This is a genomic window from Arthrobacter sp. GQ119 (genome assembly GCF_059759125.1).
Map to the genome: position 1 here is coordinate 71581 of NZ_JCAXEA010000004.1, position 19019 is coordinate 90599.

Here is a 19019-nt window from a genome sequence, read left to right on the forward strand (position 1 = left end):
CGTCACATCCTGCCCGCCCGTCTGCCGATAGGCTCATGACTATGTCCATGAACCCGCAGCAGCCTGCACCCGGACCGTCCGGCAACCGCCCCGGAGACCCCGAGTGGCAGTTCCACGAGCAGACGAATCCCAGCTGGATGGGCCATGTCCTTCAGCAGGATTACCGTCCCGCGCCAGGACACCGCGGCGGCTCGGTGGCCCAGGTCATTCCTGAGTCGGCCACCACCGTTGCGGCCCGCCCTTCCTCCGGGGTGCTGTCCCTGGTGGTGGGAGGAATTGTCCTCGCTTTCGTCAGCCTGTTCCTGGTGGTCCCCTTCCTGCTGGCCAACACCGGCGTCACCGGCTTCGCCATCGGGTTTGTCGCCTCACTGATTCCGCTGGGGGCCGTGCTCTTTGCCGTGCACATCATTGACCGCTGGGAGCCTGAGCCGAAACGGCTGCTCCTGTTCGCGTTTACGTGGGGCGCGGCAGTGTCCATCGCCGTAACGCTGCTGATCCAGCCGGTCTTCGCACTCGCGGCGCCCACGTCCGACGAGGCGTCCTTCCGGGACTTCATGACCACCGTCCAGGCCCCCGTTGTCGAGGAGTTCGCGAAATCCCTGGGGCTGCTCCTCCTGCTGCTGCTCGCCCGCCGGCATTTCGACGGTCCCGTGGACGGTGTTGTGTTCGCCTTCACCATCGCCGGGGGCTTTGCCTTCACGGAGAACATCCTCTACTTCGGCCGGGCCATCGCCGAGTCCGGCACTCCCGGCAGCGACCTCGCCCAGATCTTCTTCCTCCGCGGCGTCATGTCGCCCTTCGCGCATGCGATCTTCACCGGAACCACCGGCCTGATCATGGGTTTCGCTGCCCGGCGCTGGCACTCCGGTGTTTCCGTTGCCGGGTTCGCCGTGGGGCTCATTCCCGCCATGGTCCTGCACAACCGCTGGAACAGCATGGGGCAGGACTTCCTGGCCCAGTATGTTCTGGTCCAGGTCCCCATTTTCCTGCTGGCCGTGGGTTGCATTGTGGCCCTGCGGGTCGCCGAGTCACGCCTCACCCGCCAGCGGCTGCACGAATACGCCGCAGCGGGCTGGTTCACGCCCGCCGAGGTCGGCATGCTCGCCACCGCCGGCGGCAGGCGGCAGGCGGTCCGCTGGGCCAGCGCATACAACCGCGGTCCCCAGATGAAGGCCTTCGTGAAGGCTGCAACCCAGCTGGCCTTCATACGCCAGCGGATCCTGAGTGGCCGGGACGTTGCGCTGCACCAGCAGGACGAGCTGCAGCAGCTGCACCACCTCGTGGCGCTGCGCGCCGCCGTCGGGCATTAGAAAAGCCGCCCTGACGTCTCAAGGGGCAGCAAAAAGCCCCGACCCAGTTCATTCACAGGGGGTCGGGGCTTTTGTGCATGCAGCTGCTGTGCATGACTGCAGAAGTCAGGCCAGCAGCGAGGGCTTCAGCTGCTGGAGGCGGCCGAGCAGGCCGTTAATGAACGACGGCGATTCATCCGTTGAGAGCGTCTTGGCCAGGGCGACGGCTTCGCTGACGGCGACGCCGTCGGGTACGTCGTCGTTGTACAGGAGCTCCCAGGTGCCGATGCGCAGGATGATGCGGTCAACGGAGGGCATGCGCTCCAGAGTCCAGCCCTGCGAGTACGTTTCGAGGAACTCATCGATTGCCGGCTGCAGCGACACGACACCCTCGATGATTTCCACCGTGTAGGGGTTGACGATCTGGTCAGTCTTCTCACGCCGGGCGCGCAGCACGTCAAACGCGGAAACCGAGCGCTGCTCAGCCTCAAAGAGGACGTCCAAGGCCCTGTTACGGGCTTTACCGCGGGCGCTCACTACTCGCTGACCCTGCCCAGGTAGCTGCCGTCACGGGTGTCGACCTTGACCTTGGTGTTGTTCTCGACGAACAGCGGCACCTGGATCTCGTAACCGGTCTCCAGGGTGGCCGGCTTGGTTCCGGCGGAGGAGCGGTCGCCCTGCAGGCCCGGCTCGGTGTAGGTGATTTCGAGGACAACGCTCGGCGGCAGTTCGATGTAGAGCGGGGTGCCTTCGTGGATGGCGATGTTGACCATCTGGTTTTCGAGCATGAAGTTGGTGGCGTCGCCTACCGTGGCGCCGGAGACGGTGATCTGGTCGTAGTCCTGGGTGTCCATGAACACGAAGTCAGCGCCATCCTGGTACAGGTACTGGTAATCGCGGCGGTCCACAGTGGCGGTCTCGATCTTGAGGCCGGCGTTGAAAGTCTTGTCGACCACCTTGCCGGACATGACGTTGCGCATCTTGGTGCGCACGAACGCTCCACCCTTGCCAGGCTTGACGTGCTGGAACTCGATGACGTTCCAGAGCTGGCCCTCGAGCTTCAGGACGGTCCCGTTCTTGATGTCGTTTGTGGTTGCCACTGGTTTCCTCTGGTTTCTATCTGACTGCCTCTGGCTGCCAGCCGTATATGCCAAGCCGGCATGCCGAACGGCGCCGCCAGCGTGTGTTTATCAAAAATCCAAGAACCATTCTAACGGACATGTGGACCGGCTCCGTCAGCCCTGCCCACCACCGCCGGTCAGGAAGCCAGTTCGAGCACGTCCCGGGCCCGCTGCAGCGCCACCGTGGACGAATAGATCAGCGCAGCATCGGCCGACTGTTCAACCCTCAGGTCCAGCGCCCGTGCGAACGACTCCACGGCGGCGCCGATGTTGCCCGCGGCGAAGTGGGTCCTGCCGAGATACTGGTGCACGAGGGCCTCGTTGGGCGTTCCCGCCGCCTCTGCGAGGAGTTGCCGGTAGAGCTCAACGGCAAGGTCGTAGCGGTGGGAGACGCGCAGCACTTCAGCCTCGAAAGCTCTCAGCCGGAACGACTCGGGGTCCTTGTAGCGCGCCTCGGCCAGCAGTTCAGCGGCATCGCACGCGTGCCCCTCCACCAGCAGCACGAACACGCGGTCTGCCGGATCCGTGGACGCATCCAGTGCTGCGGCACAAGCCTCGGGGCCGGTGATTTCCGGAATCAGTTCTTCCGGGTTGATCCTGATGCCGGGGAAGCCTCCGTCGGGCCATTCAATGGTTTCACCTGTGATGTCGCTCATCAGGACGCGATCTCCTGGTAGGCGGCAAAGAGCAGGGAGGTATCGGGAACCTCCAGGATCCCGGGCTTGCCGACGCCGTCGAGCACCACAAAGCGGAGCAGGTCGCCGCGGGACTTCTTGTCGCGGCGCATGCCGTCCAGCAGTCCCTGCCAGCGGTCGCGGCGGTAGGTGACGGGAAGCCCCAGGGATTCCAGGATGCTCCGGTGGCGATCGGCGTCGGCGTCTCCGAGCCTGCCCACGCTGCGGGACAGTTCTGCGGCGAACATCATGCCCACCGATACCGCGGCGCCGTGCCGCCAGGAGTAGCGTTCCACAAGTTCGATCGCGTGGCCCAGGGTGTGGCCGTAGTTCAGGATTTCGCGCAGCCCGGATTCCTTGAGGTCCTCGGACACGACGCGGGCCTTGACCGCGATGGCGCGTTCGATGAGTTCACGGAGGACGTCCGACTGCGGGTCGGTGACGGCATCCGGGTTTTGCTCCACGAGGTCCAGGATGGCGGGGTCGGCGATGAAGCCGCACTTGATGACCTCGGCCATGCCGGAGATCAGCTCGTTCTTCGGCAGGGTGTTCAGCGTGTCCAGGTCCGCCAGCACGGCCGCGGGCGGATGGAAGGCACCCACGAGGTTCTTTCCTTCGGCCGTGTTGATGCCGGTCTTGCCGCCCACGGCGGCATCCACCATGCCGAGCAGGCTGGTGGGCATATGGATGACTTTGACTCCCCTGAGCCACGTGGCGGCGACGAAGCCGGCGAGGTCGGTGACAGCCCCGCCGCCGACCGATACGACGGCGTCCGACCGCGTGAAGTCGTTTTGTCCCAGCACCTGCCAGCAGAAGGCGGCCACCTGGATGTGCTTGCCTTCTTCGGCATCGGGGATTTCCGCGGTGAGGGCGGTGAAACCGGCGGCCTCCAGCTCGTCCCTGACGGTGTCGCCCGTGAGGCGAAGGGCCCGGGGATGGATGACCAGGACGCGACGGACCCGTTCACCGAGCAGTTCCGGCAAGGCGCCGAGCAGGCCTCGTCCGACTACGACGTCGTAGTTGTCCCCGGCCGATTCGCCGGTGACCTTGATGACAGTTGATTCGCTCACTTTTCAACTTCCTGTTTTGCAGCCGGGATGACGCTGGCCGCAGTATTCGCGGCTGTGTTGGCCGCGCGTGATTTCTCCGTGGCGGAGTCCGCCGCGGTGGTGTTCCCGATGGCGCCGTCGGCTGTGCCGCCCGTGCCTATGGCGCCGCCGGTCCCGCCGGCATAGGCGCGCAGCGCTTCCTCGAGTCGGCGTCCCAGTTCCGCTACCGAGCCGCGCCGGACGTCCAGGACAATGTCCGCCAAGCGCTCGTAAACCGGCTTCCTGGTGGCGAACAGCGTCTTCCACCGGCGGATTCCGTCACCGGCCAGCAGCGGGCGTCCGGAATTCCTGGCGATCCTGGCGGCGACGGTGTCCACATCGCATTCGAGGTACACCACGATACAGCGCTCCAACAGCTGCTGTGTTCCGGAATCCAGGACAGAGCCCCCGCCGAGGGAGATTACCGTTGACGTGCCGGTGGCTTCTTCGACGACGCGCGCCACGGTCCGCGCTTCGATCTCGCGGAACGCGTGCTCGCCGCGTCCCGCGAAGATGTCGGCAATGGAGCCATGGTTCTCCACGATGACGGCGTCGGTGTCCACGAAGGGGGCGCCGAGCTGCTGTGCCAGCTGATGCCCGATCGCCGACTTGCCCACGGCCATGGGGCCAATGAGCACGACTGGCCGGTTGCCCGTGCGGGGTGTATTGCTGAAGGGCACTACTGTCCGATCGAGTCCAGGGACGCCGGAATGTTCTCGATGTAGCCCCTGATGTTCCGGGCCGTCTCCGCGACGGAGTCACCGCCGAACTTCTCGGTGACGGCTTCCGCGAGGACGAGGGCAACCATGGCCTCCGCCACGACGCCGGCGGCCGGGACGGCACAGACGTCGGAGCGCTGGTGGTGGGCTTTGGCGGGCTCGCCGGTGCTGATATCGATGGTTTTCAGGGCGCGGGGAACCGTGGCGATCGGCTTCATGGCAGCCCGCACACGCAGGACGTCGCCAATGCTCATGCCGCCTTCGATGCCGCCGGCGCGGTTGGTGGTGCGGATGATCCTGCCGTCGGCGTCCTTGACGATTTCATCGTGCGCGGCAGAACCGCGGCGGGCCGCGGTAAGGAACCCGTCTCCCACCTCCACGCCCTTGATGGCCTGGATGCCCATGAGGGCGGCGGCCAGGCGTGAATCGAGCCGGCGGTCCCAGTGGACGTAGCTGCCGAGTCCCGGCGGGAGCCCGTAGGCGAGCACCTCGACCACTCCGCCGAGGGTTTCGCCTTCCTTGTGGGCGGCGTCCACCTCGGCCACCATGGCGTCCGAGGTTTCGCGGTCAAAGCACCGCAGCGGGTCGGCGTCGAGCGCGATGACGTTGTCCGGGACGGGACGGGGCCTGCCCTCGGGGACCGTGACGCTGGCGATGGACACGGTGTGGCTTACAAGTTCGATGCCGAGGTGCTTCAGGAACTGCGCCGCGACCGTCCCCATGGCAACACGCGTGGCAGTCTCACGCGCGCTGGCACGCTCAAGGACGGGCCGTGCTTCGTCGAAGCCGTATTTCTGCATCCCGGTGAAGTCTGCGTGCCCAGGCCGCGGACGGGTCAGCGGAGCGTTGCGGGCCTGGTCTGCGAGTGACTCGGGGTCAACGGGATCGGCAGACATGATCTGCTCCCACTTGGGCCATTCCGTGTTGCCGACCTGGACGGCGATGGGCCCGCCCTGGGTCAGTCCGTGGCGGACACCGCCGAGGATGGTGACCACATCCTGTTCGAACTTCATCCTGGCACCGCGTCCGTAACCGAGACGGCGGCGCGCCAGGGCATCGGCGATCTGCCCGCTGGTGAGTTCAACACCGGCGGGAACGCCTTCGATAATTCCGACGAGGGCCGGGCCATGGGATTCACCGGCAGTCAACCAACGCAACATAGCATCCATCCTGCCACGTGGGGCGGTCAGAAGACGCGTCGGGGTGCCCCGACTGAGTCGCACATCACATCTATGACTTCGGCGCTGGCGGCATCCTCGCGGCCCGTGAAGTAGCGGACCTGTTCGACGGCCTGGTAGAGCAGCATCTCGAGTCCGGGCACCACTTTCCCCCCGCCTTTCCGCCATGCGGCGGCGATGCGGCTGGGCCAGGGGTCGTAGGCGACGTCCAGCAGGACACCCTCCGTTGTCACGCCGAGCCCCTCCAGTTCGCCCGCCATTCCGTCGGCGGCGCGCGGCGGCAGGGTGGATATGACGACGTCGGCGGCCAGCATGCCGCTGACGGCCTCCGTCATGGGGCGCACGGCGATGTCCATCGCCAGGCCCCGGGCGGCAGCCCTGGCTTCCGCGGCCCGGCCCGTGTCCCGGACATAGACGTTCACGGACCTCGCGCCAAGTTCCTGCAGCGCAGCCACGGCCGCTGCCGCAGTACCCCCGCCGCCAAGCACCGCCGCGGCGGGAGCTTCGGCGGCACCGGCATTGCGTAGCGCGTTGACGATGCCGGCAACGTCCGTGTTGTATCCGATCCGCCGGCGGGATGCGCCTTCGCCGTCGAACACCACGGTATTGATGACGCCAAGTACACGGGCCACGCCTCGGACTTCATCGACCTCCCGGACCATGGCCTTCTTGAGGGGCATGGTGACGGACAGCCCGCACCAGCCCTGTTCGCCGCGTACGGAGGCCATGAAGGCGGAAAGGGATTCCTCGGTCACGTCAATGGCGCTGTAATCGATCTCCTCCCCCAGCTCCGCGTAAGCGGCCAGATGGAGGGCAGGCGATTTGGAGTGGCCGATCGGATGACCGAGGACGGCCGCCCGGCGGCTCATACGCAACGGCCGGGGTTGGCCTCACACCACGCGTTGTACTGGTCAACGTACCGCTGGTGCTCCGCAAGGGTTTTGGAGAACTTGGTCTCCTTGGTGTCCAGGTTGATGGTCACCCAGTACATGTATTCGTTATTCTTCGGCTTGGCCGAAGCATCGATGGCCGTCTTCCCCGGTGAACCGATGGGGCCCACGGGCAGTCCCTGGTTCGCGTAAGTGTTGTACGGATTGGACTTGTCCGCCTTTTCCTCTTCGGTAATGTGGAAGCTTTTTCGGCCCAGGCCATAGGTGACCGTGGCGTCGGACTGGATCAGCCCGGCCGTCTCCGTGTTGTTGGGCTTGAGCCGGTTGTAGATGGCGCCTGCAACGTCCTTGTATTCCGCCTGGCCGCCTTCAGCCTGGACGATGCTCGCCACCGTCACCACCTCATACTGCTTGGCGGGATCGGTGACGCCCTGAGCCTTCAGCTCGTCCTGGGTGATCTTGACAAGCTGCGTGAGGATCTCCTTGGGCGTAGATCCCAGCGGGAACCGGTGCTCGCCCGGGGCAAGGTAGCCCTCAAGGTTCTTTGCCTTGGCCGGGAGTCCGAACTGCTGGGGAGAATCACTCAACGACTTAAGCTGGGCCACGGGGATGCCGGAGCCCTCAGAGATCGCCTCAAGCGACTCGTTGATCCTGAGCCCGGCGCTCAGTGCAAAGTACATGACCTTGGCCTGCTGCTCGTTCAGCAGGACAGCAACGGCGTCCGCATTCTTCATTTCCTGTTTGAAGTCGTACTCGCCGGGAGACAGTGTGCCACCCGAGGCGCTAAGCGCAGAAATGAATGTGTCTGCATTTGCCACGACTCTGGCTTCTTCGAGCTTGGCGGCCACCGACACCGGCCCTTCGCCAGGCTGGACTGACAGCTTGACCTGCCCCGCGCCGGGTCCCGGGTAATCGCTGGGCTTGTCGGTACCAAGCAACGGCTTCAGGAACTGGGCACCGACGACGGTGGCCGTGACGAAAAGCGCCAACGTGAGCAGCAGCGCCACGAGGCGGCGCCGCCTGCGGACCTTCTTGGAAGGGCGGGCCACCGGTGTTACGTTCTGCGGGTTGGCGAGCAGCTGATGGCCCATAGCCTCATCCTCGTACGGCACATGGTCCTCGTAGCTCCCGTGGTGGGCGTCATGGTGATACGCCGCGTAGTCCACGTCTCCAGGCGCTGCATGGTAGTGGGCCTCGTCGGCGTGGATCGCCGGGGCCCCGAAACCGTCATCGGCGTAGCCTGCGCCTGCGTGATGAGCGGCACCGTGGCCGGTGTGCGCAGGGTCAGCGAGCCCGAGGTCTGAGTGTGTGTGGTCTGTGTGCGTGTAATCGGTGGCGTCGCCGGCAGCGGCCCGGTGGGCTGCGGCGCGGTGCGCGGCGGCGTGATGGTCAGCATGGTGATCGGGGTCAGCGTGCGCACCATGTACGCCCTCACTCGGGGCGCCCGAAGCAGGAACCCGGCTGGCCGGTTCGTGAATGGCCGGCTCCTCGAAGTCTGGCGCCTGGCCGGCCGGTTCCCGGCTAGCCGGTTCCTGAATGGTCGGCGGAACCGGCGGAACCAGTGGAACTCCAAGCGTCGGGGCCACCGCGTCAGGGGACGGGACCGGCGAAGCCGCGGCCCCGGGCAGCGCGCCGGAGACGGTTGGCTCGACCCGCTGTGCCGGCGCAGGGGCCGCGGACTGCGGCACTTCCGGGCGGCGTTCCGGGAGGTCCGGGGCATCGTTTCCGGACTCGTAGGCCTGTTCAGGCACAAGGTCCGCGGCGTCCGCCGTGAGGGACTTCTCACGGGCACGGATTTCCTTGCGTGTCAGCGGCCGTCCGGTACCCCTGAAGTTCCTGCCGGAGGAATCGTCGCTATTGACCGGGCTCACTGTAGCCTTCCATCTTCTGAAGATTGCGTGTCTTTTCCCGGGACAACCTGCGCATCATTCTGCGTTGCGGCGTCACCGGTCAGCCCCGGCTGCGAAAGCGCGCGTACGCGGCTTCCCACATCCGTTCCCCTGGCTTTTTGCATGTCGATGGCGTGCTGCAGAATCCCCGCAGCAGCAACCTGATCCACCACTTTACGGTGATTTTTGCTGCTCATGCCAGCTTGGTGCAGGTGTCGGTGTGCCGTTACCGTGCTCAGGCGCTCATCCACAAGGTGCACGGGAACGTCCAATCCGGCGCGCTCCAGCGCCTGCGCCAGCAGCTGGGCATACTCCGTGGCCATGCGGGCTGAGGCGTGTTCTTCGCCCTTCATGGTCCTCGGGAGGCCGACGAAAATCTGCACAGCACCGCGGTCCGCCGCGAGGGCGGCAATGACCCGCACGTCCGAGTTCTTTTTCGGATTGCGGTCAAGGGTTTTCAAGGGCGTAGCCAAGATGGCATCGCTGTCGCAAATGGCGACGCCGACCCGGACGGTGCCCACGTCTACCCCCAGTTTGATGCCCTGGGGGTAGACGCCGGATTCAGCAGGTGAGGTCACGGATCCGCTAGCGCCGGGTGACTGCGTCGACGACTGCAGACAGCGCGGCGCCGACCTTGGACGCGTCGGTGCCGCCGCCCTGGGCGACGTCGTCCTTGCCGCCTCCGCCGCCGCCGAGGATGCCGGCCGCGAGCCGTACCAGCGCTCCGGCCTTGACGCCCGCAGCACGGGCAGCCTCGTTGGTGGCAATGAGAATCACCGGACGGTCGTTGCTGACGCCGGCGACCGCCACCGTGGACGCCTCTGACCCGAGACGGTTCCGCAGGTCGAGGGCCAGGCCCCGGAGGTCGTCGGCTCCGCCGACCTGCCCTGCATCATGGGCAATGACACGGACGCCGGCAGCGTCCTGGGCGGTCCCGACCAGCTGGGCGGCCGCCGCTGCGAGCTGTTCCTTGCGGAGCCGCTCGAGCTCCTTTTCGGCCGTCTTGAGCTTGGTCAGCGTGGTGGCGATGCGGTCGGCAAGCTGGCCGGAGGGCACCTTCAGCATTTCCGTCAGCTCCGTGACGAGGGCGCGTTCCGCGGCAAGGTGCCGGAATGCATCCATGCCCACGAAGGCCTCCACACGGCGGTTTCCCGAGCCCACCGACTGCTCGCCGAGCAGCGACAGGCTGCCGATGAGTGAAGTGTTCGAGACGTGCGTTCCGCCGCACAGCTCGCGCGACCACGCGCCGTCGATCTCCACGACGCGCACTTCGCTGCCGTAGTTCTCGCCGAACAGCGCCATGGCGCCAAGCGCCTTGGCTTCGGCGAGGGGCATCACCTTGGTGTCCACGCGGAAGTTGTTCCGGATGGCGAGGTTGGAGACCTCCTCGATCTCGGACCGGGTGGCGGAGCTGAGGCCCTCGCCCCAGGCGAAGTCGAAGCGCAGGTAGCCGGCCTTGTTGTACGAGCCTCGCTGGGTGGCCTGCGGGCCCAGAATCTGGTGCAGGGCAGCGTGCACGATGTGCGTGCCGGTGTGCGCCTGCTCGGCTGCGTGGCGCCGTTCGCGGTCCACCGCAGCCCTGACCAGGGCGTCGGCGGCGATTTCACCCTCGCGGACAACGGCCTTGTGGACGCTCAGGCCCCTCACCGGACGCTGCACGTCCAGGACTTCGACGACGAAGCCGTCGCCCGTGATCAGGCCGGTGTCGGCGGCCTGGCCACCGGCTTCCGCATAGAACGGGGTTTCGGCGAGGACCAGTTCGATCTCGTCGCCCGTGGCAGCTTGGGAAACCTTGCGGCCGGCGTTAAGGATTCCGCGGACCCGGGATTCGCCCTCGAGCTCGGTGTAACCCGTGAAGACCGTTTCGCCCTCGGACAGCAGTTCCTGGAAGGCGCTGACGTCGGCGTGGGCGCCCTTCTTGCCCTTGGCGTCCGCCTGGGCGCGCTTGCGCTGTTCGAGCATGAGCTTGCGGAACTCTGGCTCGTCCACCTTCAGGCCGGCTTCCTCGGCCATTTCCAGGGTCAGGTCGATCGGGAACCCGTACGTGTCGTGGAGGGTGAAGGCGTCGGCTCCGGACAGCGGACGCCCGGCGGCCTTGGATTCGTTCACAGCGTCTTCGAGGCGCGCGGTGCCCGAGGCGATGGTCCGCAGGAAGGCCTTTTCTTCTGCGTAGGCGATGCGGCTGATGCGGTCGAAGTCCGTCTCCACCACGGGGTAGACACCCTTCATGGCGTCGCGGGATGCGGGCAGGAGGTCCGGCAGGCAGGCCTTTTCGACGCCGAGCAGCCGCATCGAACGGACGGCCCGGCGGATCAGCCGGCGCAGCACATAGCCGCGGCCTTCGTTGGAGGGCGTCACACCGTCGGCGATGAGCATCAGGGCCGAACGGATGTGGTCGCCGACGACGCGCATGCGGACGTCGTCCGTGTGGTGGGGGTCGTCCACGGTTTCGGCGGAGGTGTATTCCTTGCCGGAGAGCTCGGCGGCCTTGTCGATCACGGGCCGGACCTGGTCGGTCTCGTACATGTTCTCGACGCCCTGCAGGATCATGGCGAGCCGCTCCATGCCGAGGCCGGTGTCGATGTTCTTCTTGGGCAGCTCACCAACGATGTCGAAATCGTCCTTCGAGCGGACGTTGTCGATCTGGTACTGCATGAACACCAGGTTCCAGATTTCGACGTAGCGGTTCTCGTCGGCGATGGGGCCGCCTTCGACGCCGTATTCGGGGCCGCGGTCGTAGTAGATCTCGGAGCAGGGACCGGCCGGGCCGGGCTGGCCGGTGTGCCAGTAGTTGTCAGCCTTGCCCATGCGCTGGATCCGGCTGGCCGGGACGCCGGTGTTCTTCAGCCAGAGGTCCTTGGCTTCGTCATCTTCTTCGTAGACGGTCACCCAGAGCAGTTCCGGCGGAAGTCCATACCCGCCGTCGTCCACGCTCGTGGTGAGCAGTTCCCAGGCGAACTTGATGGCGTCTTCCTTGAAGTAGTCACCGAAGGAAAAGTTGCCGCACATCTGGAAGAACGTGCCGTGGCGGGCGGTCTTGCCCACTTCTTCGATGTCACCGGTGCGGATGCACTTCTGGACGCTGGTGGCACGGGAGTAGGGGGCTTCCTCACGGGCGGTCAGGTAAGGGATGAACGGGACCATGCCCGCAACCGTGAACAGCAGGGAGGGGTCGCTGGAGACCAGCGACGCGGAGGGAACCGCGGTGTGGCCTTTGCTGACAAAAAAGTCCACCCAGCGCTTTGTGATCTCCTGCGACTTCATGAGCTGATTTCATACCCTTCTTGGTTCACGCGGTGTGGCGCGTGACAGTTTTGTTTCAGATGCAGGCCGGGCGTAGCCGACCCGCTGGTTTAATTCTCGCGCGTTTCCGCCGCGCGGCCGTACCTAGCGGCGGGCAAGGTCCTGGGATTCGACGCCGAGCGCGCTGCGCAGGTCGGTTTCCCGCTCCCGCATTCCGGCGCGGACGGCATCGGCGAAGTCGTAGACGCCGTCCGCCAGCCGCCCTACCGCCCGGTTCAGGCCTTCCGGCCCCAGGTTTGCCTGCGCCTCTGTGACCTTGCGGAACGCGATGACACCGATGGCCACGCCGATTCCCATCCAGACAAGTCTCTTCATATCAATTCTCCGGATGGTTAGCGGCTGCGACGGCCGGTGGCGGGCTTCTTGCGGGCGGCCAGGGCGGAGCGCACGCCATAGCTGAAGGCGGCCACCTTGATCAGCGGGGAGCCCACCGTGGCGGCAACGAGGGAGGACAGCGCCGAGATGTTCGCCGAGGCGTCCGAAACGTTGGACGCGATGCCGTCCACCTTCTTCAGCTGCTGGTTCGTGGTGGAGACGGTCGCCGTGACTTCGTCCATGAGGGGCGTTGCTCCGTCGCTGATGGAACGGATCGAGGTCCGCACCTCATCAAAGACCCGCCCCAGCTTGATGATGGGGACAGCAAGCAACAGGACCAGGAGCGCAAATACCCCGGCCGCGATCAGGCCGGCAATATCGCCACCAGACATAGACGTTCATCTCCTTGAAACTCCGTGGAACGGAACATCGTGCTCGGCGGCAGCGTGCTGCAACCGCGGATGTCCCCCAAGTACCTTACATACAAAGAAGCCCGCGGCGCTTGCCACGGGCTTCTTTGGAACGCTGCCGAAGATTTAGCGTGCGTAGAATTCGACGACGAGCTGCTCTTCGCAGGTCACGGGGACCTCGGAGCGCTTCGGGCGGCGAACCAGGCGTGCCTGCAGGGCGTCAAGCTTGACGTCAAGGTAGGCCGGGACCTGGGGCAGGACGTCGCGGTGCGCGCCGGCTGCTGCAACCTGGAACGGAGGCATGGTTTCGCTGCGGCTGTGAACGTGGACCAGCTGGCCCTCGCCGACGCGGAAGGACGGGCGGTCAACGCGGATGCCGTCAACCAGGATGTGGCGGTGCACAACCAGCTGGCGGGCCTGGGCGATCGTGCGGGCGAAGCCGGCACGGAGCACGAGGGCGTCAAGGCGCATTTCGAGCAGTTCGATCAGGTTTTCACCGGTCAGGCCCTTGGTGCGGCGTGCTTCTTCGAAGGCACGGGTCATCTGGGCTTCGCGGATGCCGTACTGGGCGCGCAGGCGCTGCTTTTCGCGCAGACGAACGGCGTAGTCGGAGTCCTGCTTCTTGCGGGCACGGCCATGCTCACCGGGGCCGTACGGGCGGCGCTCCATGTACTTGGCGGCCTTGGGGGTCAGAGCGATGCCGAGGGACCGCGAGAGGCGGGCCTGACGGCGAGCACGAGTGTTGTTAGCCACTTGTGTCCTTCCAATATCTGCGGTGTGTCAGTGTTACTGGCCTCCACGATGGAGAGCATCGGCCAACCGCTGCCTTTTGCTACTGGGCACAGGCATAACCTCACCAACAGCATGAAATGCTGAAATACAGTGGATTTTGCGTCCGTGCCTTGCCAGACAAACATCCATCCTACCATGGGGCTCACTTGCCCCGGATGATCTTCCTCAGCCGCTCCAGCCGCACCGCGATGTCACGCTCCGCGCCGTTGCCGGTGGGCTCGTAGTAGTCGCGGCCCACGAGGTCGTCCGGCGGATACTGCTGGCTGGCCACGGAGTGCGGGGCGTCGTGGGCGTACTTATAACCCACGCCGTGGCCCAGCTGCTTGGAACCGGGGTAGTGCGCATCGCGCAGATGCGGCGGGATGCCGACGCCCAGCCCGGCGCGCACATCGGCAATTGCCTTGTTGATGCCCATATACGCGGCGTTTGATTTTGGCGCGGTGGCCAGGTGGACCACGGCCTCGGCAAGAACGATCCGGCCCTCCGGCATGCCGACCAGCTGGACCGCCTGGGCCGCAGCCACGGCGGTCTGCAGGGCGGTGGGGTCCGCCATGCCGACGTCCTCTGCGGCGGAGATCACGAGGCGGCGGGCCACGAAGCGCGGGTCCTCCCCCGCCTCCAGCATCCTGGCCAGATAGTGCAGTGACGCGTCCACGTCGGAGCCCCGGATGGATTTGATGAAGGCGCTGGCGACGTCATAGTGCTGGTCTCCGGCGCGGTCGTAGCGGACGGCCGCGGCATCCAGCGCGCGTTCGGTGTGCCGCAGCTCGACCGTCACCGGATCGCCGGCACCCGCAGCGGCCGTGTCCGCACCGGCCGTGCTCTCACCGGTTGTGTCCTCACCGGCCGCTTCATCGGCTTTGGAAAGGCCGACGTCGTCAGCGTCGCCATACGCAACGCCGGCCGCCGCTTCGAGTGCTGTCAGGGCCCGCCGTGCGTCCCCGCCGGACAGCCGCACGAGGTGGTCAAGAGCCTCCGGGGTCAGCCGGACTTTGCCGTTCAGCCCCCTTGGATCCTCGACCGCCCGCACCAGCAGGCCTTCTATGTCGGCGTCGGTCAGCGGTTTGAGGGTGAGAAGCAGGGAGCGGGAAAGCAGGGGCGAGACCACGGAGAAGGACGGGTTCTCGGTCGTAGCCGCCACCAGCACCACCCAGCGGTTCTCGACGCCCGGCAGCAGCGCGTCCTGCTGGGCCTTGTTGAACCGGTGGATCTCGTCCAGGAACAGCACGGTGGTGGTCTTGTAGAGGTCCCGGGCCGTCAGTGCCTCATCCATCACCCTGCGGACGTCCTTGATTCCGGCCGTGATGGCCGAGAGCTCCACGAACTTCCGCCCCGGTCCCCTCGCAATCACGTGCGCCAGGGTTGTCTTTCCGGTGCCCGGCGGCCCCCAGAGGATGAGGGAGGTGGGGCCGGCCGGACCCCCAGCATCTGCGCCGGCCGCGAGCTGGCGCAGCGGTGAACCCGGTCCCAGCAGGTGCTGCTGACCCACAACGTCGTCAATGGTGCGCGGCCGCATCCGGACGGCAAGCGGGCTGCGCGGCGAGGCGGTCCGGAAGCCGCCCGGTGTCCCCGACGGCAAGCGGCCGCCGGCGCTGCCGACATTGCCCGCGCTGACGGCGTCACTTCCGCCGTCGTCGCTGTCGTCGTCGTTGCCCCGCCCGGAGCCGAAGAGATCATCCACATAGATAGGCTACTCATAGATTCAGCAGGCAAGATCCGGTCACGGAACCCGGACACCTAAGTCCGGCACGGAAAGCAGAGGATGCGGCAATGCCACACAGCGGTTCACCAGCCGGGCGTCCCGCTCCGCCGACCCGGACAGCGTTTGTGCCAGGTCCGCGGCTGGCCGGCTGGGTGGAGCGGTTCGGCGCCAGCCACGGCGTGCTCGAGATTGAAGACCACGACGACGGCGTGCGGCTGCTTGCCGCTGACGGCGCCAGCGCGGTGCTGCAGGCACCTTGGCCGGATGACGGCCGGCCGGGTCGCGGAGCCGGCCTCGTGGAGCGGCTGGCCGCGCTGGCCTCCCAGCCCCGCAGCATTGGCCTGCTTCTGGTACGCCGCGGCGGATACGGTGTGGCCGTCGTCAACGGCGGTGTCATCCTTGCTTCCAAAACAGGCTCCAAGTACGTGCAGTCCCGGACGGCCGCCGGGGGCCAGTCCCAGCAAAGGTTCGCGCGGCGGCGCTCCAACCAGGCCGATGCGATGGTGGAGGCCGTCGCTGAACAGGCGAGGCATGTCTTCAACGGCCACGCGTTTGAATATCTCGTGCCCGGCGGCGACCGTTCACTGGCGGACCAGGTGCTCAGCCAGCCTGCCCTCAAGGCTTACACCCGAGTATCTCGCCTGGCCTACCTGGATGTCCCCGATCCCCGCGCGTCCGTCCTGAGGAAGGCCGCGGCGGACGCCTGCGCAGTGCGGGTCACGGTGAACGATCCGCCGGCCTAGCGGACGTCCACAGCAGCCGCCACCTGCCGCCTTCGACCCCCCGGTTCGATCCTGCCATTTCGACGGTTCCCTGCCGGTTCGATGCTTCGCGGCGTCGAGTGCGCAAGGAACCGTCGAAACGGCGGCCCGAGCCCCGGCGCCCACGTCTAGCAGCCGGTCAGGTGCCGCTTGGGCCGCTCCTGCCGGTAGAAGTAGCGGCCGGTCTCCCGGAATCCTGACCGGGCATACAGCTCCCTGGCTCCCGGGTTGGCTGCGGTGACCAGGAGCCAGTAGCCGTCCAGCTTCCATGCCGCGCCGGCCGCCAGCAATGACTGCAGAATGCGCGTTGCGTGACCGCGGCGGCGGGCATCAGGCCGGGTGGCCATGCAGTACAAGCCACCGTATTTGTCTGCCCCGCCTGGTTGGTCTGCCCCGCCTGGTTTGTCTGTCCCACCTGGAGGAAGAGCGAGCCGTCCGACGGCGGCGGGCCTGCCGCCGTCGTCCCTCACCAGGGCGTACACCGACGGGCATCCGGTGAGGATTTGCTGGGCGGTCTCGCGCGCCGCCGGACCCCCGCGGCCATCGACGGACCACCACAGCCCGAGCCATTCCTCGGACGGATGCTCGGACAGTTCGACGGCGGCATCCGCGGCGACTGTCCCCGCCGCCTCCTCCGCCGGTCCCAGGGCCATGACGAGCGTTTCGGACTGTTTGGTGAAGCCCTGTTGGTCGAGCAGGCAATTCAGCGGGGCTGCGGAAGGGGTGTCGAAGACCTGGTAGATCACCGGCAGCCGGCGCTTCCGGTACCAGGCAACTGCCTCCCGTGCGGCGGCCGCCGGATCCGCAGCGGCCACGCGCGGCCAGACGGAGTTCGCCCGCTGTGTGACGCCCTCCGCCGCCCGGAGCACCCACTCCCCTGTGTCGAGTCGGTCAGGAGCGGGCCACGCGGCATCCATCAGCACTTCCAGGCAGGGCATTGATTCGGCCGTCATCGAGGTCCTCCGTCCGCAGCCGCCGGGTGAGTTTAGCCAAAGAAGGGGCTCCCCGTTTCCGGGGAGCCCCTGAGGCTCATTTGTTGAAGCCACTCAGCCTGTTGAGGCTATTCTCCCTGCTTCCCCTCAAGCTTCTTGACCTCGGGCCTGAAATCGACGCCGGCTTCCTTGCGCTGCTGCGGGGTGATGGGCGCCGGAGCGTCCGTGAGGGGGTCGTGGCCTCCGCCGGACTTCGGGAACGCGATGACGTCGCGGATGGAGTCCACGCCTGCCATCAGGGCGACTACGCGGTCCCAGCCGAAGGCGATGCCGCCGTGCGGTGGGGCGCCGTACTTGAAGCCTTCGAGCAGGAAGCCGAACTTGGTCTGCGCATCCGCCCGGTCGAGTCCCATGAGTTCAAAGACGCGCTCCTGGACATCGCGCTCGTGAATACGAATGGAGCCGCCGCCGATTTCGTTGCCGTTGCAGACGATGTCGTAGGCGTAGGACAGGGCCGATTCCGGATCCTTGTCGAAGGTGTCCAGAAACTCCGGCTTGGGCGAGGTGAAGGCGTGGTGGACGGCTGTCCACTGGCCGCCGCCCACGGCCACGTCTCCAGACGCTACTGCAGCGGCGGCCGGTTCGAACATCGGTGCGTCCACCACCCAGCAGAAGGCCCAGTCGTTGGGGTTGATCAGGCCTGTGCGGTGCCCGATCTCAACGCGGGCCGCGCCGAGGAGCGCACGGGACGGGTTCTTCTCACCGGCGGCGAAGAAGATGCAGTCGCCGGGTTTGGCGCCCACGGCGTCGGCCAGGCCGGCGCGTTCGGTATCGGTAAGGTTCTTCGCCACGGGGCCGGCGAGCTCGCCGTCTTCCTTGTACAGCACGTACGCCAGGCCCTTGGCGCCGCGCTGCTTGGCCCACTCCTGCCACGCATCCAGGGCACGCCGTGCCTGCGAGGCACCGCCGGGCATGACGACGGCACCGACGTAGGGTGCCTTAAAGACGCCAAAGTTGGTGTCCTTGAAGAATTCAGTCAGCTCGGTCAGTTCCTGGCCGAAGCGGAGGTCCGGCTTGTCGGAACCGTAGCGGGCCATGGCGTCCGCGTAGGTGATGCGCTGGATCGGCGTCGGGATCTCGACGTCGATCAGCCTCCAGAGTGCCTGCACGATGTTCTCGCCGAGCGAGATGATGTCGTCCTGCTCCACGAAGCTGGCTTCGATGTCCAGCTGCGTGAACTCCGGCTGACGGTCGGCGCGGAAATCCTCGTCGCGGTAGCAGCGGGCGATCTGGTAATACTTCTCGAAGCCGCCCACCTGCAGCAGCTGCTTGAAAAGCTGCGGCGACTGCGGCAGCGCGTACCAGGAACCCGGGGCCAGGCGTGCGGGGACCACAAAGTCGCGGGCGCCTTCCGGCGTCGAACGCGTCAGCGTGGGGGTTTCGATTTCCACGTAGCCCTCGCGGTGCAGGAGCTCACGTGCGACGCGGTTGGCCTCGGAACGGAGGCGGAGGTTGCGGCTGGGGCCGGGACGGCGGAGATCCAGGTAGCGGTGCTTGAGCCGCGCCTCCTCGCCGACTTCGACGTGCTCGTCGATCTGGAAGGGCAGCGGTTCGGCGGTGTTGAGGATGATCACCTTGTCCGCCATGACCTCGATCTCGCCGGTGGCGAGTGCCGGATTCTCGTTGCCCTCGGGGCGCTTGGACACCGTGCCGGTCACCTGCAGGACGTACTCGTTGCGCAGGCCGTGGAACACCTCTTCCTCACGAACCACGACCTGTGCGACTCCCGAAGCGTCACGCAGATCGACGAATGCGACACCACCGTGATCACGACGGCGACCTACCCAGCCAGCCAGGGTTACGGTTTGTCCAATATGCTCGGAGCGAAGCGACCCGAGGTCATGTGTGCGCAGCACAACATTCCTTTCAGAAGGAAGACAGAAGTTTTATTAGGAT

Annotated in this window: 17 protein-coding genes and 1 pseudogene; 2 read left to right on the forward strand and 16 right to left on the reverse strand. The window is 66.4% G+C overall.

Translation table 11 applies throughout. The features are described 5' to 3' along the window. The first annotated feature begins 41 nt into the window (after positions 1–41). A complete protein-coding gene (locus AC6CH3_RS05170) occupies positions 42–1310 on the forward strand; it encodes a PrsW family intramembrane metalloprotease (protein ID WP_498131419.1) in 1269 nt (422 codons plus the stop codon). A 105-nt stretch (positions 1311–1415) separates the two neighbouring features. Here AC6CH3_RS05170 and nusB read toward each other — a convergent pair whose 3' ends face one another. From nusB to AC6CH3_RS05240, 14 genes and pseudogenes are all read right to left on the reverse strand, one after another. Continuing rightward, positions 1416–1826: a transcription antitermination factor NusB gene (nusB, locus tag AC6CH3_RS05175; protein ID WP_400576104.1), complete on the reverse strand. Its 411-nt coding sequence runs from the start codon at positions 1824–1826 to the stop codon at positions 1416–1418. Continuing rightward, the gene (gene efp, locus AC6CH3_RS05180; protein ID WP_400576102.1) at positions 1826–2389 is read right to left on the reverse strand and encodes an elongation factor P; all 564 of its coding nucleotides are present in this window, start codon (positions 2387–2389) and stop codon (positions 1826–1828) included. Before efp ends, nusB begins: the two co-directional genes overlap by 1 nt. Positions 2390–2547: 158 nt before the next feature. Beyond that, entirely contained in the window at positions 2548–3066 is a 519-nt protein-coding gene (locus AC6CH3_RS05185; RefSeq protein ID WP_498131420.1) for a tetratricopeptide repeat protein, read from the reverse strand. Further along, a complete protein-coding gene (gene aroB, locus AC6CH3_RS05190; RefSeq protein WP_498131421.1) occupies positions 3066–4154 on the reverse strand; it encodes a 3-dehydroquinate synthase in 1089 nt (362 codons plus the stop codon). The genes AC6CH3_RS05185 and aroB overlap by 1 nt, the downstream gene beginning before the upstream one ends. A gap of 158 nt (positions 4155–4312) precedes the next feature. Next, positions 4313–4795, reverse strand: a pseudogene (locus AC6CH3_RS05195) (shikimate kinase); the annotation flags it as partial. A gap of 56 nt (positions 4796–4851) precedes the next feature. After that, positions 4852–6051: a chorismate synthase gene (gene aroC / locus AC6CH3_RS05200; RefSeq protein WP_400576097.1), complete on the reverse strand. Its 1200-nt coding sequence runs from the start codon at positions 6049–6051 to the stop codon at positions 4852–4854. A 26-nt stretch (positions 6052–6077) separates the two neighbouring features. After that, a complete protein-coding gene (locus tag AC6CH3_RS05205; protein WP_498131422.1) occupies positions 6078–6938 on the reverse strand; it encodes a shikimate dehydrogenase in 861 nt (286 codons plus the stop codon). Next, a complete protein-coding gene (gene mltG, locus AC6CH3_RS05210; RefSeq protein ID WP_498131423.1) occupies positions 6935–8830 on the reverse strand; it encodes an endolytic transglycosylase MltG in 1896 nt (631 codons plus the stop codon). Before mltG ends, AC6CH3_RS05205 begins: the two co-directional genes overlap by 4 nt. After that, a complete protein-coding gene (gene ruvX / locus AC6CH3_RS05215) occupies positions 8827–9426 on the reverse strand; it encodes a Holliday junction resolvase RuvX (RefSeq protein ID WP_498131424.1) in 600 nt (199 codons plus the stop codon). Before ruvX ends, mltG begins: the two co-directional genes overlap by 4 nt. A 7-nt stretch (positions 9427–9433) precedes the next feature. After that, a complete protein-coding gene (gene alaS, locus AC6CH3_RS05220) occupies positions 9434–12112 on the reverse strand; it encodes an alanine--tRNA ligase (RefSeq protein WP_498131425.1) in 2679 nt (892 codons plus the stop codon). Positions 12113–12235: 123 nt separating this feature from the next. Further along, positions 12236–12466, reverse strand: coding sequence for a DUF6167 family protein (locus AC6CH3_RS05225; RefSeq protein WP_400576087.1), 231 nt, complete (start codon positions 12464–12466; stop codon positions 12236–12238). A gap of 17 nt (positions 12467–12483) precedes the next feature. Next, positions 12484–12858, reverse strand: coding sequence for a DUF948 domain-containing protein (locus AC6CH3_RS05230; RefSeq protein WP_498131426.1), 375 nt, complete (start codon positions 12856–12858; stop codon positions 12484–12486). 144 nt (positions 12859–13002) lie between these two features. Beyond that, positions 13003–13629, reverse strand: a complete 627-nt coding sequence (gene rpsD, locus AC6CH3_RS05235) for a 30S ribosomal protein S4 (RefSeq protein WP_215049997.1) — start codon at positions 13627–13629, stop codon at positions 13003–13005. A gap of 181 nt (positions 13630–13810) precedes the next feature. Next, complete coding sequence (locus tag AC6CH3_RS05240) at positions 13811–15349, reverse strand: replication-associated recombination protein A (RefSeq protein ID WP_498131427.1); 1539 nt, start codon at positions 15347–15349, stop codon at positions 13811–13813. Positions 15350–15438: 89 nt separating this feature from the next. On the opposite strand from AC6CH3_RS05240, the gene AC6CH3_RS05245 reads away from it, so the two are divergent. Further along, positions 15439–16113 (forward strand): acVLRF1 family peptidyl-tRNA hydrolase, encoded by a 675-nt coding sequence (locus tag AC6CH3_RS05245; RefSeq protein ID WP_498131428.1) that lies wholly within the window; start codon positions 15439–15441, stop codon positions 16111–16113. A 146-nt stretch (positions 16114–16259) separates the two neighbouring features. Here the strand turns inward: AC6CH3_RS05245 and AC6CH3_RS05250 are convergent, their stop codons facing one another. Both AC6CH3_RS05250 and aspS read right to left on the reverse strand, forming a co-directional pair. After that, positions 16260–17084: a GNAT family N-acetyltransferase gene (locus AC6CH3_RS05250; RefSeq protein ID WP_498131429.1), complete on the reverse strand. Its 825-nt coding sequence runs from the start codon at positions 17082–17084 to the stop codon at positions 16260–16262. A 107-nt stretch (positions 17085–17191) separates the two neighbouring features. Further along, on the reverse strand, positions 17192–18979 hold the full coding sequence (gene aspS, locus AC6CH3_RS05255; RefSeq protein ID WP_498131430.1) for an aspartate--tRNA ligase: 1788 nt from the start codon (positions 18977–18979) through the stop codon (positions 17192–17194). Positions 18980–19019: the final 40 nt, after the last annotated feature.